At 65.8% G+C, this 19,099-nt stretch carries 20 protein-coding genes; 11 read left to right on the top strand and 9 right to left on the bottom strand.

What is annotated here, in order from left to right:
* The first annotated feature begins 10 nt into the window (after positions 1-10).
* Positions 11-601 (top strand): DUF1287 domain-containing protein, encoded by a 591-nt coding sequence (locus IGS61_RS17785; protein WP_230540891.1) that lies wholly within the window; start codon positions 11-13, stop codon positions 599-601.
* Here the strand turns inward: IGS61_RS17785 and pdxR (IGS61_RS17780) are convergent.
* Positions 570-2,042, bottom strand: coding sequence for a MocR-like pyridoxine biosynthesis transcription factor PdxR (pdxR, locus tag IGS61_RS17780; RefSeq protein WP_230540890.1), 1,473 nt, complete (start codon positions 2,040-2,042; stop codon positions 570-572). The two genes, IGS61_RS17785 and pdxR (IGS61_RS17780), sit on opposite strands and share 32 nt — an antisense overlap.
* A gap of 103 nt (positions 2,043-2,145) precedes the next feature.
* Here pdxR (IGS61_RS17780) and IGS61_RS17775 point away from each other — a divergent pair, with 103 nt between their 5' ends.
* Together IGS61_RS17775 and IGS61_RS17770 are read left to right on the top strand one after the other, a co-directional pair.
* Entirely contained in the window at positions 2,146-2,586 is a 441-nt protein-coding gene (locus IGS61_RS17775) for a carboxymuconolactone decarboxylase family protein (protein ID WP_230540889.1), read from the top strand.
* A 77-nt stretch (positions 2,587-2,663) separates the two neighbouring features.
* On the top strand, positions 2,664-2,960 hold the full coding sequence (locus tag IGS61_RS17770; protein ID WP_230540888.1) for a hypothetical protein: 297 nt from the start codon (positions 2,664-2,666) through the stop codon (positions 2,958-2,960).
* Positions 2,961-3,087: 127 nt separating this feature from the next.
* On the opposite strand, the gene IGS61_RS17765 is transcribed toward IGS61_RS17770, so the two are convergent.
* The gene (locus IGS61_RS17765) at positions 3,088-4,275 is read right to left on the bottom strand and encodes a multidrug effflux MFS transporter (protein ID WP_230540887.1); all 1,188 of its coding nucleotides are present in this window, start codon (positions 4,273-4,275) and stop codon (positions 3,088-3,090) included.
* A gap of 189 nt (positions 4,276-4,464) precedes the next feature.
* Here IGS61_RS17765 and epsC point away from each other — a divergent pair, with 189 nt between their 5' ends.
* Complete coding sequence (gene epsC, locus IGS61_RS17760; protein WP_230540886.1) at positions 4,465-5,418, top strand: serine O-acetyltransferase EpsC; 954 nt, start codon at positions 4,465-4,467, stop codon at positions 5,416-5,418.
* Between the two features lie 97 nt (positions 5,419-5,515).
* Here the strand turns inward: epsC and IGS61_RS17755 are convergent, their stop codons facing one another.
* The 5 genes from IGS61_RS17755 to IGS61_RS17735 form a co-directional block, all read right to left on the bottom strand.
* Positions 5,516-5,995, bottom strand: coding sequence for an META domain-containing protein (locus tag IGS61_RS17755; protein ID WP_230540885.1), 480 nt, complete (start codon positions 5,993-5,995; stop codon positions 5,516-5,518).
* 85 nt (positions 5,996-6,080) lie between these two features.
* A complete protein-coding gene (gene bla / locus IGS61_RS17750; protein ID WP_230540884.1) occupies positions 6,081-6,977 on the bottom strand; it encodes a subclass B3 metallo-beta-lactamase in 897 nt (298 codons plus the stop codon).
* An 86-nt stretch (positions 6,978-7,063) separates the two neighbouring features.
* On the bottom strand, positions 7,064-8,455 hold the full coding sequence (locus IGS61_RS17745; RefSeq protein ID WP_230540883.1) for an LLM class flavin-dependent oxidoreductase: 1,392 nt from the start codon (positions 8,453-8,455) through the stop codon (positions 7,064-7,066).
* 3 nt (positions 8,456-8,458) lie between these two features.
* Entirely contained in the window at positions 8,459-9,286 is an 828-nt protein-coding gene (locus tag IGS61_RS17740; protein WP_230540882.1) for a MetQ/NlpA family ABC transporter substrate-binding protein, read from the bottom strand.
* 21 nt (positions 9,287-9,307) lie between these two features.
* Positions 9,308-10,522 (bottom strand): acyl-CoA dehydrogenase family protein, encoded by a 1,215-nt coding sequence (locus IGS61_RS17735; RefSeq protein WP_230540881.1) that lies wholly within the window; start codon positions 10,520-10,522, stop codon positions 9,308-9,310.
* A 255-nt stretch (positions 10,523-10,777) separates the two neighbouring features.
* Between IGS61_RS17735 and ssuE the strand changes: the two genes are divergently transcribed.
* The 5 genes from ssuE to IGS61_RS17710 are packed head-to-tail and all read left to right on the top strand — an operon-like array spanning position 10,778 to position 15,252.
* The gene (gene ssuE, locus IGS61_RS17730) at positions 10,778-11,398 is read left to right on the top strand and encodes an NADPH-dependent FMN reductase (protein ID WP_230540880.1); all 621 of its coding nucleotides are present in this window, start codon (positions 10,778-10,780) and stop codon (positions 11,396-11,398) included.
* Positions 11,399-11,422: 24 nt separating this feature from the next.
* Entirely contained in the window at positions 11,423-12,433 is a 1,011-nt protein-coding gene (locus IGS61_RS17725; RefSeq protein WP_230540879.1) for a sulfonate ABC transporter substrate-binding protein, read from the top strand.
* A gap of 17 nt (positions 12,434-12,450) precedes the next feature.
* Positions 12,451-13,611: an FMNH2-dependent alkanesulfonate monooxygenase gene (gene ssuD, locus IGS61_RS17720; RefSeq protein WP_070218242.1), complete on the top strand. Its 1,161-nt coding sequence runs from the start codon at positions 12,451-12,453 to the stop codon at positions 13,609-13,611.
* A gap of 1 nt (position 13,612) precedes the next feature.
* Positions 13,613-14,404 (top strand): aliphatic sulfonate ABC transporter permease SsuC, encoded by a 792-nt coding sequence (gene ssuC, locus IGS61_RS17715; protein ID WP_230540878.1) that lies wholly within the window; start codon positions 13,613-13,615, stop codon positions 14,402-14,404.
* 17 nt (positions 14,405-14,421) lie between these two features.
* Positions 14,422-15,252, top strand: coding sequence for an ATP-binding cassette domain-containing protein (locus tag IGS61_RS17710; protein WP_230540877.1), 831 nt, complete (start codon positions 14,422-14,424; stop codon positions 15,250-15,252).
* Here IGS61_RS17710 and IGS61_RS17705 read toward each other — a convergent pair.
* The gene (locus IGS61_RS17705) at positions 15,209-15,919 is read right to left on the bottom strand and encodes an HAD-IA family hydrolase (protein ID WP_230540876.1); all 711 of its coding nucleotides are present in this window, start codon (positions 15,917-15,919) and stop codon (positions 15,209-15,211) included. The genes IGS61_RS17710 and IGS61_RS17705 overlap by 44 nt on opposite strands.
* A 55-nt stretch (positions 15,920-15,974) precedes the next feature.
* Entirely contained in the window at positions 15,975-16,442 is a 468-nt protein-coding gene (locus IGS61_RS17700) for an META domain-containing protein (RefSeq protein WP_230540875.1), read from the bottom strand.
* Between the two features lie 151 nt (positions 16,443-16,593).
* Here IGS61_RS17700 and IGS61_RS17695 point away from each other — a divergent pair, with 151 nt between their 5' ends.
* Positions 16,594-17,541 (top strand): hypothetical protein, encoded by a 948-nt coding sequence (locus IGS61_RS17695; RefSeq protein ID WP_230540874.1) that lies wholly within the window; start codon positions 16,594-16,596, stop codon positions 17,539-17,541.
* On the top strand, positions 17,538-19,007 hold the full coding sequence (gene pdxR, locus IGS61_RS17690) for a MocR-like pyridoxine biosynthesis transcription factor PdxR (RefSeq protein ID WP_230540873.1): 1,470 nt from the start codon (positions 17,538-17,540) through the stop codon (positions 19,005-19,007). Before IGS61_RS17695 ends, pdxR (IGS61_RS17690) begins: the two co-directional genes overlap by 4 nt.
* Positions 19,008-19,099 lie beyond the last annotated feature (92 nt).

The following is a 19,099-nucleotide window of genomic DNA, read 5'->3' as shown; positions in this document are numbered from 1 at the left end:
CCCGACGTTGATGCCAATCAAACCGCTTTTTACCGTGATGCTTGCCCTGGCACCCATGCTGGCGTCGGCAGCCCCTGCCAGCCCGCAAGCCCTCGTTGCCGCCGCCCGCAGCCAGGTGGGCGTGACGGTGCAGTACGACCCGCGCTATGAACGCCTGGCCTATCCGGGCGGCGACGTGCCGCTGGAGCGGGGCGTGTGCACGGACGTGGTCGTTCGGGCCTACCGCCAGCTGGGGCAGGATTTGCAGGTGCTGGTGCACGAAGACATGCGCAAGGCATGGCAGGTGTACCAGCAGCAGGGACGCTGGCAGATGAAGGGGCCGGACCGCAATATCGACCACCGGCGCGTGCCGAATCTGGGCACCTACTTTGCCCGCCACGGCACCAGCCTGCCTCCAGCCACGCAAGCGAGTGCTTACCGCGCGGGCGACATCGTCACCTGGCGCCTGCCGCGCAACCTCACGCACATCGGCATCGTCAGCGACAAGCAGTCGTGGAGCGGCGTGCCGCTGATCATCCACAACATCGGCGAGGGCGCGCGCGAGGAAAATATTTTATTCAGCTATCCGATCACGGGGCACTATCGCTGGCAACCCCGCTGAGTGGCAAGGGCGCCATCTCTTGCAGGATCGCCAGCACCCTGGCCAGCGCCGTGTCGATATCGAGCTTGTCGATGGCGCCATAGCCGAGGAACAGGCCTTCGTGGCGGGCGGGGCCGTGGTAAAAGCTGGCCAGCGCATACAGGCTGACGTCGGCCAGTCGTGCCCGGCGCAGCAATTCGGCGATATCGAGCGGTGCCTGCGCCAGCGCCGCCACGTGGAAGCCGGCGCTGGCCGGCACCAGGCGGAACCACGGCGCCAAGGGGCCGTTGAACCAGTGCAGCAGCCGCTCGCGGCGCCTCGCATAAATGTCATGGCAGCGGCGGATATGCCGCAGCAAATGGCCGTCCAGGATGAACCTGGCCAGCGCATGCTGGCTCAGACTGGCCGTGTGGCAATCGCTCAGGTATTTCACCGTCTGCATGGCGGCCACGAGGGCTTGCGGCAGCACAACATAGCCCAGGCGTAATTCCGGCAGCATGATCTTGGAAAAGCTGCCCACGTGGGCGACGACGCCATAGCGGTCCATGCTTTGCAGGGAATCCTCGGGCCGGCCTTCGTAGCGGAAGGCGCTGTCGTAATCGTCTTCGATGATGATGGCGCCCAGCTGGTGCGCCCGTTCCAGCAAGGCATGGCGGCGCGCCAGGCTCATCGGCATGCCGAGCGGAAATTGATGGGCGGGCGTGACATAGATCAAGCGCGTGCCGTCCGGGATTTGCGCGACGACAAGGCCATCCTCGTCCACTTCGATGCCCACCACGCGCGCGCCCAGGCTGGCGAACACGGCGCGCGCCACCGGATAGCCGGGTTCTTCCACGGCAACCGTGTCGCCCGGTTCCAGCAGGGTCAGCGCGAGCAGGTGCAAGGCTTGCTGCGCGCCGCTGGTGACGAGTACTTGCTCCTCGGTGCAATGGATGCCGCGGCTGAAGGCTGCATGACCGGCAATCGCCGCGCGCAAGGCCGGCAAACCCTCCACGGGGCCGTAGCGGCCGCGCGCCTGGCCGCTCTGGCGCAGCGCATGCAGCATGCAGGCGCGCCATGCATCCTGCGGGAAATGCGCTGGCGTGGCGCGTCCGCCGATGAAGGCGTAGCGCGCCGGCTCTTCCTGGCTGGCGCGCCGCAGGGGCGTGGGCGTCGCTTCCCAGCGGGCGATGCGCTGCGCGCTGGCCAGCGGCGTGCTCGCATGGCGCCGCTGCGGCGAGGCATGCGGCGTCTGCACGAAGCTGCCCACGCCGACTTTTCCTACCAGCAGCTTTTCATAGCCGAGCTTGTCATACACGTCGGACACCGTCTTGCGCGACAGGCCCAGCTGGCTGGCCAGCAGGCGCGAAGGCGGCAATTGCTGGCCGTCCGTCAGGCGGCCCGAGCGGATGGCTGCGCTGAGCTGGCGGTACAGCTGGCCGCCCAGGTCGCGCGTGCCGTCGATCAGGATATGTAATTCCATGGAGTATCTGTAGGTGGTCTGCCGTTTTTCGGCGGGATTGGCCTGCCGCGTGCGTTATTCGCGCTTCTACAATGGCGCATCTCTCATTATCAAGGAATACATCATGACACAGCAACGACTCGACTTCACGCAAGCTTCGCCCGACGCCGTCAAGGCCATGTATGCGCTGGAAGCGGCGATCGCCAAACTGGGCGTGGAACATTCGCTGCTCGAGCTGATCCGCCTGCGCGCCTCGCAAATCAATGGCTGCGCTTTTTGCGTGGATCTGCACACGAGCGATGCGCGCAAGGCGGGCGAAACGGAGCGCCGCCTGTATGCCGTGTCCGTCTGGCGCGAAACGCCGTTCTTCACGCCGCGCGAACGGGCCGTGCTGGCCTGGACGGAAGCGCTGACCCTGCTGCCGCAAAGCCAGGCGCCCGATGACGTGTACGCGGCGCTGGCGGAACAATTGACGCCGGCAGAAATGGTCAACGTCACCCTGGCCATCGGCTCCATCAATACCTGGAACCGCCTGGCCGTGGGTTTCCGCAAGATGCCCGAATAACTGTGTGTTCGTTCGCGAACAGACGCCTGGCCTGTCCCTGCGTAGTCTGGCAAGACACTGTCAGCGAGGGAATGGCCATGGAAGTCAATATCAGCGAAGTAATGGAAAAGACGCCGCAGCAGCAGGAAGAAGCGCGCCGCGAATTCATCGCGGAACTGTGGCGGCGTTTTGAGGCCTTGCAGGAATGGGCCGTCAGCCATTGGCCCGACCAGCAGCATCCCTTGAGTTCCGCAGACTTCGTCGAGACGCGCAAGGAGATATTAAGTTTGCGTTCGCCGGCAGGTTCCTTGAACCAGCCGGCGCAGCAGCATGCGGCGGAACCGGAGCAGGGCGGGGCGCAATATCTGGATGTGACGCCAGCCCCCTGGCCTTGAGGAGCGCCTGAGAAAACGTCCATGACTGCGTTGCCGTGCCTGGCCGTACTAGCGTACTGCCTGCGGCACGGCGCCTTGTCCTGAACGTTTTTCAGGTGCCCCCGTCCTGAAAAATCCGCTGTAAAAGTTACTGCTTGACCACTTCCGCTTTCTTGCCCTGCGCAAACACCCAGCAAACCAAACTCACCAGCAGCCCCGCCATCACGCCATACGCCAGATTCAGCGCGCTGTCGAACAGCAGCGGCGCCACCAGGCCCGACACCAGCGCGAACAGCAGCATCTGGATGAACGATTGCATCGACGACGCCAGGCCGCTGTTGTTGGGGAAGTGGTTCAGGGCCATCAGGGTCATCGGCGGCATGGCGATGGACAGGGCGAACGAGTAGAAGAACAATGGCAGCACGGCCCATGGCACTTCGGCGGCAAAGACATAGTTGTAGCCGATGTTGGCCAGCGCGGCGACCAGCATCAGGATGAAGCCGGCCCAGATCATCTGGCGCTGGCTGTAGCGGTGGGCGATTTTCGCCGACAGGGCCGAACCGAACACCATGCCGCTGATCAAAGGAATGAACAGCCAGGCGAAGGCCGTCTCCGGCAGGTGCAGGATGTTGATGATGAAGTAGGCGGCCGAGCCGATGTACAGCGCGAAGCCGCCGAAGGCCGCGCCGATGGCCGTCGACAGCAGCAGGAACTGGCGGTGGCACAGCACTTTCCAGTAATTGACGGCGATGTCGCCCAGGTGGAAGGCGTGGCGCTGCTCCTTCGGCAAGCTTTCCGGCAGCGCGCGCCAGACGACGACGAACATCAGCACGCCGAAAGCCGTCAGGAACCAGAAGATCCAGCGCCAGCCCAGGCTGACCTGCAGCCAGCCGCCCAGCACGGGGGCGATGGCCGGCGCCAGCGCGAACACCATCATGATGTGCGAGAGGATTTTTTGCGCGGCGGCGCCCGAATAGCGGTCTTGCACGATGGCGCGGCCGATCACGGAACCGGCGCCCGCCGACAGCCCCTGCAGCACGCGCCAGGCCAGCAGCCAGCCCAGCGACGGCGCCAGCGCGGCGCCCACGGAGGCGATCACATACAGCACCAGCGAGACGAGAATCACGGGACGGCGGCCGAACGAATCGGACAGGGTGCCGTAAAACAGCATCATGAAGGCGAACGTGAACAGGAAAAAGCTCAGGGTTTGCTGCACCAGCAGGGGGCTGGCATTGAAATCTTGCGTGATGGCGGGGAAAGACGGCAGATAGGTGTCAATTGCAAGCGGTCCGACCATCGCCAGGCCCGCCAAAATCCAGGTTAATAATTTAGTCATGTTGAAGAGTGTTTTTGTTAGTCCGTCATTTTACGCTAGTGGCTGGAATCGGGTCCGGTGCCGCGGCGGTTTGCCATCCATATGCGTTTTTTGCATATGCAATCTTGAAATTCTTCGTTTGCATCGCTTGCCGTCACCGCTAAGCTGGGGCGACCCGGCCTGTTTGCCATTTTCTGGAAGTGATACGCCATGCACAGCATTTATCCCGCGGCGCCCGCCGACGACACGGCCCAGTGGAACCTGGGACCCGTGATCCAGGCCTTGCGCAGCTCGCGTGAGGACAAGCACAAGATCCGCCATAACGGCAGGGTGCGCGAACTGCCGTCGCGCGAAGCCTTGACCACCATCGTCAACGGCCTGTCAGCCGCCTTGTTCCCCACCCACTACGGACGGCCGAATCTGACCGATGAAAGCATCGACTATTTTGTCGGCGACACCCTGAACACCACCCTGAACCGCCTCAGCGAGCAGGTGCGGCGCGGCTTGCTGTTTTCCGCTCCGGCTCACGCCGTACCGGCTGGCGATGAACAGAACGGCGCCAGCGACGATGCGGCCCTGGCGCAGCAGGCGCGCGACATCACGCGGGCGTTCGCCGCCAGCCTGCCCGACATCCGCGCCCTGCTGGTGTCGGACGTGCAGGCCGCCTACGCGGGCGACCCGGCCGCCACCTCGGTGGCCGAGATCATGCTGTGCTATCCGGGCACCATCGCCATTCTGTACCATCGCCTGGCGCACCGCCTGCATTTACTCGGTGCGCCTTTCCTGGCGCGCCTGATCGCCGACATCGCGCACACCCTGACGGGCATCGACATCCACCCGGGCGCGCACATCGGCGCCTCCTTCTTCATCGACCATGGCACGGGCGTGGTGATCGGCGAGACGGCCATCATCGGCCAGCGTGTGCGTCTGTACCAGGCCGTCACCCTGGGCGCCAAGCGTTTTCCAGCCGATGCATCCGGCGCGCTGATCAAGGGTACGCCGCGCCACCCCATCGTCGAGGACGACGTGGTCATCTACGCGGGCGCGACCGTGTTGGGGCGCATCACCATCGGCGCGGGATCGACCATCGGGGGGAATGTGTGGCTGACGCAGAGCGTGCCAGCGAATAGCAATGTATCGCAGGCGCAGATGCGTAACGATTAGGTGTGGCGAAAGGGGAGTAAGCCCAGAGCTAAGGCTGGGGTCAGACCCGGCGGTCTGACCCCACAGCTTTGGCGTGGCGCCTGGCTTTGCAAAAACCTTACTTCACCGTCAGCGCTTCATACCGCGCCACGGGCACGCCATCCTTCAGCAGCAGCAATTCCTGGTCCGCGTAGCGGTAGCCATTGACTTCGCCCAGGGTGGTCAGGAGCAGGCGTTCGAGGTCCATGTCCTGCGGCTGGCACATCATCATGGTGCCGGCCATCTGCCCGAAGGCCAGGGTGCTGACGCCATCGCTGGTGTAGCCGCCCATCATCTGGTTGCAGCCGCTATGGCCACTGGCGCGGCCTTCGGCCAGCAGCAGGGTCACTTCGCGCTGCTCGGGCGCCTTGCGCGCGATCTTCTTGCCCTTCAGTTCCTTCAGCTTCCACTGCGTGCCCGTCAGCGCCGGCGCCGGCTTGGCGGGCGAGGTGGCGCCTGGCGCGGCGGCGGCAGCGTCGCTGCGCACGGGCGTTTGCGCGCAGCCGGCGGTGATGGCGACGATGGCGGCGAGGGGGATCAGTCTGGCGATATTGAACATGGCATTTCCTTCTTCAAATGAATGGCGCCAGATTAGCAGATCCGCGCCGCGCCAGCATGCACGGTTGACAAGCGCTTTGGCAAGCTTACTGCTGTTTTTCCTGCTCCAGCCGCGCCTCGAGCAAGGTGCGCGCCGCCGCCACATAGGCGTGGCAGGCCTGCGGGTCGACAAAGGCCTCGCTGCCGGCCGTGGCGCTCGCTTCCAGCCGTTCCCACAGCTGCGACGCTTCCGGGTGGGCGGAGATCAGCACGTCGCAGGGCAGCTTTTCCAGCGTTTCGAAGCTGTGGCGCAGATCATCCACCGCGTTCGGATACTCGCTGCTGGCGCTGAACTTGAAGCCGGGGCGCGAGACGGCGTTCAGGCTGTCCGCGTAGACCATGTTCAGGCAGCGGGGGCCGTCGCATGATTCCCACGTCCAGCTCAGGCCTCCGGGCGTGTGGCCCGGCGTGGCATGCGCCGTCAGTTTGATGGGGCCGACGTTGAACTGGCCGCCGTCGCGCGCCAGACGCATGTCCTTCACGGGCGGGTACTTGGGCAGCGCGTGGTATTGCGGGTCGTCCGGCCCCACTTCGCCCGACGCCAGGTCCAGCGCCGCCGACGGGCTGGCGGCCACCAGCGCATTGCTGCGCCGCTGCAGTTCTGCCAGGCCGCCCGCATGGTCGATATGGCCGTGCGAATTGAGTATCAGCTTGACGTCCTCGATGCGGAAACCCAGCGCACCGATATTGGCGATGATCTTGGGTGCCGATTCCGGCAAGCCTCCGTCGATCAGCACGTGGCCCTGCGGCGAGGTGATGAGCACGGAACTGAGGCCTTTCACGCCCACATAATAGGTATTGCCGAAGATGCGGAACGGCGCCTGGTCGGCATTCCAGGCAGCGCAGACGTCGCAGCCGGGCGTCGGCGGCGTGCCCAGCGCCGGTGAACCATGACCGGCCAGCAGCAGGCCCAGGGCCAGCGCGCGTAGGGGAGTGGGGGGCATTGCAGTCCTTATCCGTGTTGCCAAGGTGGCGTATGCTGACACGGAACGGGCCTGGATGCAAATGCCCGCGGGGACGCGGGCGGCGTTCAGGCCGCGGCGAGCGTGGCCTCGTCTGGCGCGATGCTGACCTGGCGCCCCGCGTGATCGGCCGGCAGGCGCGGGCCCTGGCCAAACACCTTGTGGCGCAGGGTGCCTTCCTCGTAGGCGGTGCGGTAGCGGCCGCGCCGCTGCAGTTCCGGCACGATGTGGGTCACCACGTCGGCCATGCTGTCGTGCGCCACGGCGAAGGCGAGATTGAAGCCGTCGATGCCCGTCTCGTCCAGCCACGCTTCCAGCTGGTCGGCCACCTGGCGCGCATCGCCCACCAGCACGGGGCCGCGCCCGCCCAGGCCGATGTATTCGGCTGCCTCGCGCACCGTCCACGTGCGACTCGGATCGGCCTGGCTGAACGAGGCCAGCGCCGAGCGCCCGGCCGGGGAATCGATGTAGTCGATGGTGGCGTCGAGCGGGTAGCGGCTGAAATCGACCCCCGTCCAGCCCGACAACAGCACCAGCGCCGCCTCGATGTTGACGTGGCGCAGATAGTCGGCGTGCTTGGCGCGCGCCTCTTCCTCGGTGGCGCCCGTGATGACCAGCGCCTGGGCGTAGATCAGCAGCGCGTCGCCATCGCGTCCCGCTTGCCGCACGGCGGCGCGCAAGTCGTCCGCATAGCGCTTGACGACCGTCTTGCTGGGGCCACTGACAAACGTCGCTTCCGCATGGCGCGCCGCAAAGCGCGTGCCGCGCGGCGAGGTGCCCGCCTGGTACAGCAGCGGCGTGCGCTGCGGCGACGGCTCGCACAAATGGATGCCGGGCACCTGGTAGTGGCGCCCGGCATGGTTGATCGGATGGACTCTGGCCGGATCGGCGTAGATGCCGCGCGACTTGTCGTTGACGACGGCGTCGTCGTCCCAGCTCTTTTCCCACAGCTTGTAGACGACTTCCAGATATTCGTCGGCCAGGTCGTAGCGTTCGTCGTGGCCCAGCTGCTGTTGCAAGCCCAGGTTGCGCGCTGCGCTGTCTAAATAGCCGGTGACGATATTCCAGCCGATGCGTCCACCCGTCAGGTGGTCGAGGGTGGAGATGCGCCGCGCGAACGTGTACGGATGTTCGTAGGTGAGGGCGCAGGTGACGCCGAAGCCCAGGTGCGTGGTGGCTTGCGCCATGATGGGCACGAGGGCCAGCGGGTCGTTCAGCGGTACCTGCACGCCGTGTTCCAGGGCCGCATCGAGGCTGCCCCGGTACACGTCATACACGCCCAGCACGTCGGCCAGGAACACCGCGTCGAACAGGCCCGCTTCCAGCAGGCGCGCCAGCTCCGTCCAGTGCGCAGGATCCGTATAGCGGTGGCTGCGGTCGCGCGCATGCGTCCACAGTCCCGGCGACTGGTGGCCGACGGTATTCATCTGGAAGGCGTTGAAGCGTATCGTCTTGGCCATGGCTTATTTGGCCGCCGTCTGCAAGGCTTGCTGGTAATCGGGTTTCGAATAGCCGGCAAAGTGTTTATTGGTGATGTCGAGGAATTCGCGCGAGCGGTAGGCGGCGGCCATGTCCTTGGCGAACTGCTTGTCCTTGTCCGCCGCGCGGATGGCCACCAGGTTGATGTAGTTGGGCGAGATTTTCTCTGCCACCAGCGCCTCCGTCAGTTTCAGCCCCGACGCCAGCGCGTAATTGCCGTTGATGAAGGAGTAATCGGTGTCGCCCAGCGAGCGTGGCAGCTGCGCCGCTTCCAGCGGCAGCAGCTTGATTTTCTTCGTGTTGACGGCGATATCCTTTTCCGACGCGCGCACGGGGTCGAAGCTGGCGCGCAGCTTGATCCAGCCCAGCTGGTCGAGCAGCACCAGCGCGCGCGCCTGGTTGGTCGGATCGTTCGGCAAGCCCACCGTCGTGCCTTCCTTCACGTCGTCCAGCGTCTTGTGCTTCTTGCTGTAGATGGCGATCGGCGCCGTGGGTATCGTGATCAGGTCCGTCAGGGCCAGCTTGTGCTCCAGCGCGAATTTCTTCAGGTAGACGATGTGCTGGAACACGTTGGCGTCCAGCGAGCCTTCTGCCAGCGCGAAGTTCGGCTGGATGTAGTCATTGAATTCCACCAGCTTGACCTTGTAGCCCTGTTTTTCCAGGATGGGCTTGATGCCCAGCTTGATCTGGTCCGCGTACGGCCCGGCGCTGGTGCCGATGGTGATCTCTTTCGGGTCCTTGGCGTGGGCGAAGCTGGCCGTCAAGGCCAGGGTCAGGGCGGTGAGGACGATGCTGCGGCGGGCGATGGTCATGGTGGCTCCTTGGTGAGTGAATTATGAATATGCGGTCGGCTCGGGCACGGTGCCGGTCAAGGCAAAGCGTCCCAGGTCGCGCAGCTTGTAGTCGATGGGGTCGTGCAGGGTATGCACGCGTACGTTGCGCCAGTAGCGGTCGAAGCCATATTGGGCCGAGGTGGAACGGGCGCCCGTCAGCTCGAACATCTGGCTGCTGATTTCCACGCCCGCCTTGTGCGCCAGGCATTTGGCTTCGGCCACGGCCACGGCCAGCAAGCCCCGTTCGCGCGCCGTCACCAGCGCGCCCTTGCGGAAGACCTTTTCCAGTTCCTGCGCCGCCGCGTCGGCCAGTACTTGCGCGGGGCGCAGCAAGAGCCACAGCTGGCCATAGCGGTGTTGTACCAGAGGGTCGTCCGTTGCCTTGTCCACGCCCGAGGCAAACCAGGCTTTCGCCTGTTCGTCCGTGTACTGGCGCGCCGCCTCGAACGCGCCTTCGGCGATGCCCAGATATAAATTCGCCATGATCAGCTGTGCGGTCTGCGAGCGCACCGTGGCTTGCGGCGTGGCTGCCTGCGCGGGCGCCTGCAGCACCAGCTCATGCGGCAGATGAACTTGTTGAAAATGCACGTTGCCGCTGTCCGTCTGACGCTGGCCGAAGGCGTCCCAATCCGCCTGCACGCTCACGCCGTCCTGGCGCGTGGGCAGGGCGGCGATCAGCGCCGTCTGCGTGGGCGCGTGCCAGGCGGAGACGGTCAGCCAGTCGGAACCGACGGAGCCGGAAGCAAAGCTCTTGATGCCGTCGAGGAGATAGCCGTCGCCGCTGTCGCTGGCCGTGACCCGCTTGTCGAGGGGATTCAAGGCATTGCCCCAGAACAGGCGCTCGTCGACGGTCAAGGTGAGCAGGCGGCGCTGCTGCTGCGCGCTGCCATACAGCTGCAAGCCGGCCAGTTGCAGATGGTGGAAGCCGAAGACGTGCGCCAGCGCGCTGTCGGCCCGCGCCAGGATGCGAATCACCTGGTACACGAGGGGCCACGACGCGCCCTGACCGCCGAATTCCACGGGGATCGACAGGGTCAGCAAACCCGATTCACGCAGCCATTCGCGTTCCTGCGCCGCATGGCCGCCCGCCTGGTCGCGGGCATTGGCCGTTTCGGCCAGGCGCGCGGCCAGCGACGTGGCGATGCTGATGGCGTCCCGCAGGGGTTCCGGCACAGGCGGCTGGGGACGGGCGGCATGGAGAAAAACGCTAGACATGAGTGACATTCCAGAAAGACGATGACGCCGATATTGCACCGCTCCGCGTGCGCCGTACACGAAGAAAACCGCGCATGGATATGCGAAAAAAAGCCGCGCGGCTGCCGGCGCCATGGCGTGCGGGGCGTCAGGCCCGGATAGTCAAAAAACGCATATCGAAGCGCGAAAGCATTCGTTTTACCGGACTGCTGATGGCGATAGGCTGCAAGCATCCGAGCAACGCCACTTTCGACTACCTACAGGGACGGGCATCACATGAGCATCTTGTTATTGGGCGGCAGCCCGCAACTCCCATCGAGCTCCAGCCGTTTGCTGCTGCATATCGGCGAACAGCTGGCGCTGCAGGGCCACAGCTACGCCCAGCTGCATGTGCGCGACTTGCCGGCGCACGCCTTGCTGCTGGCCGACTACGACGATGCGGCGATCGCCCGCGCCGTGCGCGCCGTGGCCGATGCCGACGCCATCGTGATCGCCACGCCCATCTACAAGGCCTCCTATACGGGCTTGCTGAAAGCCTTCCTCGACCTGCTGCCGCAGGATGGCCTGGCCGGCAAGCTGGTGCTGCCGCTGGCCACGGGCGGCGGCCATGCCCACACCCTGGCGCTCGACTATGCGCTGCGTCCCGTGCTGCATGCGCTGGGCGCCAAGCAGGTGTTCACCAGCATCTATGCCAATGCGCAGCAGCTGGCGTGGGACGAAGAGGGGGGCTTGAGCCTGGATGCGCCGATCGCCGCGCGCGTGCAGGCCGGCATCGAGGAACTGTCCACCGGCCTGTTCGTGCTGCAGGGGCAGCGTCCGCCCGCGCCAGTAGCGCTCCCGCACCCCGTGCGTTCGCTGCAAGACCAGCCTTACGCTCCGCAATTTCAAGCCGCCTGATTATTCACCGACCAAGGAACCACCATGACACACCGCCACGCACAACGCCTCTCGCGCCGTACCACTCTGGGCTTGCTGTTTGCCGCCGCTGCCGGCGTGATGGTGGCCGGCATGCCGCTCGCGGCGCAGGCGCAGGCCAAGGGGGAAGTCCAGGTGCAGGTACGTATTGGCTACCAGAAATACGGCACATTGACCTTGCTCAAAGGGCGCGGCACCCTGGAAAAACGCCTGGCCGAGCAGGGCGTGGGCGTGAAATGGACGGAATTTCCGGCCGGCCCCGTGCTGCTGGAAGGCCTCAACGTGGGCAGCATCGATTTCGGCACCGTGGGCGAGGCGCCGCCGATCTTTGCGCAGGCGGCCGGCGCCAACCTGGTGTATGTCGGCAATGAGCCGGCGTCGCCAGCCAGCGAAGCCATCGTCGTGCCCAAGGGTTCCGGCCTGCGCACCCTGGCCGACTTGAAGGGCAAGAAAATCGCCCTGAACAAGGGCTCGAACGTGCATTACTTGTTGTTGAAGGCGCTGGAAAAGGCCGGTGTCGCTTATGCCGACATCCAGCCCGTATTCCTGCCGCCGGCCGATGCGCGCGCCGCTTTCGAGCGCGGCAGCGTGGACGCCTGGGCCATCTGGGATCCGTTCCTGGCGGCCGCCGAAAAGCAGCTGGGCGCCCGCGTGCTGGCCGATGGCAAGGGCCTGGTGGCGAATTACCAGTTCTACCTGGCCTCGCGCACGTATGCGGAAAAAAATCCCGAAATCCTGCGCATCGTGCTCGATGAAGTGGCCAAGGTCGATGACTGGGGCCGCAACAATCCGGACGAGGTGGCGACGATTTTGTCGGCACAGACGGGGCTGGGCAAGGAAGTCGTGGCGCTGGCCGCCTCGCGCTATGCCTACGGCGTCAAACCCGTGTCGCCCGACGTCATCGCCTCGCAGCAAAGGGTGGCCGATGCCTTTTCCAGCCTGAAGCTGATCCCGAAACCGATCGTCGTCAAGGACGCGCTGCTGCCGGCGCGCCAGCTGGCTACCAGCTCCAAATAACGAAAGAAAGAAACGTCATGTCATTGAATGTCTTCTGGTTTATTCCCACCCACGGCGACAGCCGCTACCTGGGCACGTCGCAGGGCGCGCGCCCCGTCGATGCCGATTACTTGCGCCAGGTGGCGGTGGCCGCCGACACGCTCGGCTACGACGGCGTGCTGCTGCCGACGGGCCGCTCCTGCGAAGATGCGTGGGTGGTGGCCTCGTCCTTGATCAGCGTGACGCAAAAGCTCAAGTTCCTGGTGGCCGTGCGCCCCGGCTTGTCCACGCCGGGCCTGGCCGTGCGCATGGCGTCCACGTTCGACCGCCTGTCCAACGGGCGCCTCTTGATCAACGTCGTCACGGGCGGCGATCAGGGCGAACTGGAAGCGGACGGCCTGTTTGCCGACCACGCCAAGCGCTACGAGATTTCCGACGAATTCATCAAGGTGTGGCGCGCCACGCTGGCGGGCGAGGGCGGCGCGGCCGGCTACGATTTCGAGGGCAAGCATATCCAGGTGAAGGGCGCGAAAACCCTGTACCCGCCCGTGCAGAAGCCGTATCCGCCGCTGTATTTCGGCGGCTCGTCGGAGCCGGCGCACGAACTGGCGGCCGAGCAGATGGACGTCTACCTGACGTGGGGCGAGCCGCCCGCCGCCGTCGCCGAGAAAATCGCCGACATCCGCGCGCGCGCGGCAAAAAAAGGCCGCACAGTCCGGTTTGGCATCCGATTGCACGTGATCGTGCGCGAAACCAACGAGGCGGCCTGGCGCGCGGCCGATGAACTGATCAGCCACCTGGACGACGACATCATCGCCAAGGCGCAGGCGGCGTTCGGCAAGATGGATTCCGTGGGCCAGCAACGCATGGCGGCCCTGCACGGCGGGCGGCGCGACAAGCTCGAAGTATCGCCGAATCTCTGGGCCGGCGTGGGCCTGGTGCGCGGCGGCGCGGGCACGGCCCTGGTGGGCGACGGCCCGACCGTGGTGGCGCGCATGCAGGAATACGCTGACCTGGGCATCGACACCTTCATTTTCTCCGGTTACCCGCACCTGGAAGAGTCGTACCGCTTCGCCGAACTGGTATTTCCGCTGCTGGGCAAGGGCAAGGCCGTGGGCGAGCAGTCCTTGAGCGGCCCTTTCGGCGAAGTCATGGCCAGCAATATCGTGCCGGCCGCACCGCAGAAAAAGGCGGCCTGAGATGGCGACGGCCGCCGTCAATAGGCTGTCCGGCACGCCCTGGCGTCATGCGCTGGCGCCGTGGGCCTTGCCCGTGGCGCTGCTGCTGGCCTGGCAGCTGGCCGCCCAGTGGGGCTGGCTGTCGAGCCGCATTCTGCCCGAGCCGTGGGCCGTGGCGAAAGCCTTCTGGCACCTGGCCGCATCGGGAGAGCTGTGGCTGCACCTGAAAACGAGCTTGTGGCGCGCGACGGTCGGTTTTGCCGTCGGCGCGGGACTGGGCTTGCTGCTGGGGTTATTGACGGGCAGCTTCCGCCACGCGGAAACCCTGCTCGACACGACATTGCAAATGGTGCGCAACATCCCCGCGCTGGCCCTGATCCCGCTGGTGATTCTGTGGTTCGGCATCGACGAGACGGCGAAACTGTTCTTGCTGGCCGTCGGCGTGTTCTTTCCCGTCTACCTGAATACCTTCCACGGCATCCGCTCGGCCGACCAGGGCCTCGTTGAAATGGCGAAAAGCTATGGCCTGTCGGGCTGGCCCTTGTACCGCGACGTGATCCTGCCGGCCGCCATGCCGTCTATCCTGGTCGGCGTGCGCTTTTCGCTGGGCCTCGTGTGGGTGCTGCTGATCGTCGCCGAAACCATCTCGGCGCAGGCCGGCATCGGCTACATGACGATGAATGCGCGCGAATTTTTGCAAACGGACGTCGTGCTGGTGGGGATTTTGCTGTACGCCCTGCTGGGCAAGCTGGCCGATTGGTTCTCGCGGGGGCTGGAACGCCACTGCCTGCGCTGGAATCCCGCCTACCGCTAATGATTGAAGAGGACACCATGCTGCTCGCCCCCATCCAGATCGAAACGGACTTTTTGTCGCATTTCGTGCAGTACGACCCGTCCAGCGCGCCGCCGCAGGCGAAGGCGGTGCCGTCCGCCCCTTTGCAACGGCGTGGCGTGCCCCTGGAACTGACGAAGCTGAGCAAATCCTACACCAGCCGCCCCGTGCTGAAAAACGTCGACCTGCAGCTGGAAGCGGGAGAATTTGTCGCCATCGTGGGGCGCAGCGGCTGCGGCAAGAGCACCTTGCTGCGCGCGATCGCGGGCCTGGAAAGCATCGATGAAGGCAGGGTCGCCATCGGCAGCGGCGTGGGCGCGCCCGACATCCGCATCATGTTCCAGGAATCGCGGCTGCTGCCGTGGAAGACGGTGCTCGACAACGTGGCCCTGGGCCTGCCCCGTTCCGTCGGCGCGGCGGCCGCTTCGCTGTGGACGGTGGGCCTGGCCGAGCGGGCGGACGACTGGCCGTCGGCCCTGTCGGGCGGGCAGAAGCAGCGCGTGGCGCTGGCGCGCGCCCTCGTGCACGAACCGCAACTGCTGCTGCTCGACGAACCATTGGGCGCGCTCGACGCCCTGACGCGCATCGAGATGCAGCAGCTGATCGAGTCGCTGTGGCTGGCGCGCGGTTTCACGGCCGTGCTGGTGACGCATGACGTGGCCGAGGCGGTAGCCCTGGCCGACCGCGTGCTGCTGATCGAGGAGGGGCAGATCGCCCTGGACGTGCGGGTGGACTTGCCGCGCCCCCGTCAGCGCGGCACCGCGGCTTTCGCCGCGCTGGAGCAGGCTATCTTGTCGCGGGTGCTGCAACCGTCTCGGCCAGGACAATAAAACCGTCGCCATCGACGGTCGCCACGATGCCCTCGTAGCTGGCGATGGCCGGGTGGCGCGTGGCCAGCGGGTGCGCATGCGTGGCGGTGACCACCATGACTTTCGCGCCGGCCGCCTCGCCCGCCTCAATGCCCACCGATGCATCCTCGAATACCAGGCAGTCGGTTGGCGCCACGCCCAGTTTTTGCGCCGCCAGCAGGTAGCAATCGGGTTTTGGTTTACCCGCCTTGACGTCTTCCGCCGTGACCATGATGGCCGGTATCGGCATGCCGGCCGCCTTCAGGCGTGCCGTCGCCAGCGCGCGCGGCGCCGAGGTGACGATGGCCCATTGCGCGGGCGGCAGCGACGTCAAAAAACGCAGCGCGCCCGCAATTTCAATAATCCCTTCCACATCGACGATTTCCGCATCCGTGATGCCCTGCGATTCGCGCTGCGCATCGACGCCGGGCAAGCGCAGTCTGGCGATGGTGTCGACCGAGCGCGCGCCATGGATGGTGGGCAGAAAAGTGGCGACGTCGAGGCCCTGGCGCTGCGCCCACGTGCCCCAGATGCGTTCGGCGGCGGCGATGGAATTGATGACGGTGCCGTCCATGTCAAAAAGAAAAGCCCGGTAGCGGCCGGCGGCCGATGGTGTTGGGGATGACGACGGCGAGGGCAGTGCGGACATGGCTTCCTTCCAGATGATGGACTGGAAGCCATTGTAACGGCAGCCGGTTTTTATTTCACAGGTAGACCGATTCAAACCTGGCCACGGGCGCGCCATCCTTGAGCAGGATCAGGTACTCGCCATCGAAACGGTAGCCCGTCACGCTGTTCAAGTTGGCCAGCACGGCGCTTTCCAGCTGCATCAACGGCGGCGGGCAGGCCATGCGCGTGCCGGCCAGCTGCGTGAAGCGCAGGGCCGTGCCGGCCAGCGTGTAGCCGCCCATGACGCGGTTGCAGCCCGTAAAACCGTGGACCTTGCCATCGTCGGTGAGGGTGATGCGCACTTCGCGCTCCTGCTGCGGCGCCATCGTCACGGGGGCGCCATCGAGCTCCGTCAGCTTCCAGTAGGTATTCGTCAGGCTGTACGTGGGCGTCAGGCCCGTGTCCGGCCTGGCACTGCCGGGCGTGGCGGCGCAGCCTCCGGCCATGGCGATGACGGCGGCGAGGGACAGGTATTTGAAACGATGCGTCAGGCGATGCAGCATGGTGAACTCCAGTGTCAAGGCGAATAGCCGCCAGACTAGCAGTTTTTTCGTGCCCGCCCGCGTACCGCAGCGGCGAATGTTGCTATTTTGCCAGTCCTGGCATTAAACTCATGCTTTCTGCTGTTTCAACCTTGATCGGGGAGCGGGGCCGATGCTGCAAGCGCAAGCGCTGGATAATCGACTGGTCGCCACCACTGCCGACGACGTGCTGGTCGACCGCATCGTGCCTGGCGCGCCGCTGGTCATTGCCTTCGGCTTCGTTTCGTGGACGACGCGCCCCGCCTTCGATTTTTACGGGCGCCTGAAAAAGCTGGAGCAGGCCAGCGGCCAGTATCTGAACAAGATCCTCGTGCGCGATTCGGGCAATGCCTGGTACCACCGCCGCATCGTGGGCCTGGGCAGCCACGTGGATGAGACGGCGCAAGCCTTGCGCGATCTCGTGCGCCGCATCGCACCGAGCCAGGTCGCCACCCTGGGCCAGTCCATGGGCGCATACGCGGCCGTCATGTATGGCTTGCTGCTCGATGCGCAGCAGATCGTCGCCTTCGGACCCTTGTCTTTTCTGGACGTGCAGCAGGCGCGTTTGTACCACGAGCTGCGCTGGCTGCCCGTGATGGAATCGCTGGCGCAGGATCCGCCAGCCTCGGGCTATTACGACCTGGCGGCCCTGTGCCGCGCCAGGGCGACGGACAAGACGCAGCTGCACCTGCTGTTCGGCACGCGGCCGGACGTGGCCAACGGGGGAGGAGGCGCCAGCGCCAGCGAATCGGTCAACCTCGACGCCATGCACGCGCAGCGCCTGGCGCCATTTGGCCGCTGTACCCTGCATCCGTTCCCCCAGTCGGGCCACGCGGTGGTGCAGCACCTGATTGACACGAAGCGCATCAATGGTTTACTGGCCAGCAGCATACTCGGTCTCGCTTTGGACGATGAGCCGATGCCGGACATCAGTCGCGAATGGCTGGACTGGGTGGCGGAAAACCTGCGCCTTGGCTGCGCCGGCGAACAGCTGGTGGCGGTGCTGCAGCAGCACGGTTTTTCGCTGGCCAGCAGCATGGCGGCCGTGGATGCTGTCCGCGCCGCGCCGAAGGCGCCATGACGCCGCAGTTCGAACTCGACACCCTGAAAATCCGCCTCGCCGCGCCCGAACTGGCGGCGCTCGACTTGCGCGTGCGGGTGCAGCGCGCATTGCGCCAGCTGATACTCGATGGCGTGCTGGCGCCCGGCCTGCGCCTGCCGGCCACGCGCGCGCTGGCGCAATCGCTGGGCGTGTCGCGCGAGACGGTGGAAATGGCGTATGCGCAGCTGCGCCTCGATGGTTATGTGCGGCGGCAGGCGGGATCGGGCAGTTTTGTGTCGCCGACGATAGGCGCGAGCTTGCTGGGCAAGCCCGCGACGACGCTGCAGCCCTTGTCCCCGCAGCCGGTGGCGCTCAGCGTGCGCGGCGCGCAGATCCTCGCCAGCGGCGGCGTGGCCGACCAGCAGAGCGTGAAGGCTTTCGCCACGGGCTTGCCGGAAACGCGGGCCTTCCCCGTCGACGTGTGGGAGCGCTTGCGGCGCCAGGCCGCCGGCGAACACCATGTGCTGCTGCACGGCGACCCGCAAGGGGCCGAGCCGCTGCGCCAGGCCATCGCCGACTATGTGAATCTGGAGCGGGGCGCGCGGGCCACGGCCGGCCAGGTGCTGGTGCTGAGCAGCACGCGCCAGGCCCTGTACCTGTGCGCGCAGGTGCTGGCCGACGCGCACGGCCCCATCCTGATGGAAGATCCCGGATATTTCGGCGCCCGCAAGGCTTTCGAGATGGCGCAATTGCGGGTGGTGCCCGTGCCCGTCGATGCCGATGGCTTGTCCATCGACCACCTGCGCGCGGACCGCAGCGGGGCCAACACGATCTACGTCACGCCGTCGCATCAATACCCGACGGGCGCCACCCTGGCGCTCGGGCGCCGCCTGGAGCTGGTTGCGTGGGCGGCGGAGCGCCAGGGCTGGATCATCGAAGACGATTACGACAGCCAGTTTCACTATGCGGGCTTGCCGACGGCATGCGTGCAGGGCCTCGACACGCGGCAGCGCACGATTTACCTGGGCACCTTCGCCAAGTCGCTGTATCCGGGTCTGCGCATCGGCTACATGGTGCTGCCGCCCGCGCTGGTGACACCGATGACCTATGCGCGCAGCATCCTCGATGGCCACACGCCGCAACTGGATCAGCTGACCTTGGCCCGTTTCATCGCCGACGGCCATTTCGCGGCCCATGTGCGCGCCATGCGCAAGGTCTACGCCGTGCGCCGCGACGCGATGGCGCAGGCCGTGCAGCGGCATTTGCCGCACGTCGTCACGGCGCAGCTGCCGCCGGGCGGCTTGCAACTGCCATGCCTGCTGCACGAGGGCAGGGCAGAGCTGGAAACGCTGCGCCTGGCGGCCCAGGCGGGCATCGTGCTGCCGGGCCTGAGCCGGCTGTATGCGAGGCCGCCGGTGCGGGGCGGCTGGCTGCTGGGCTTTGCCGCGCTCACGCCGCACGAGATCGACAGCGGCATCGTCCGCCTGGCCCGCGCCCTGGGGTGATTGCGCAAGTGGTCTGTTATATGTAAGGAAATTGGCCTGTCTGAACAGTCCATGCGGCCATTACACTGCTCCCTTTCATTGGCAGGGGCATA

The organism is Janthinobacterium sp. FW305-129, from assembly GCF_020858115.1.
GTDB lineage: Bacteria > Pseudomonadota > Gammaproteobacteria > Burkholderiales > Burkholderiaceae_D > Janthinobacterium.
Note: the sequence above shows the minus strand (reverse complement) of the source record. Positions and strands in the feature narration are given on the sequence as shown.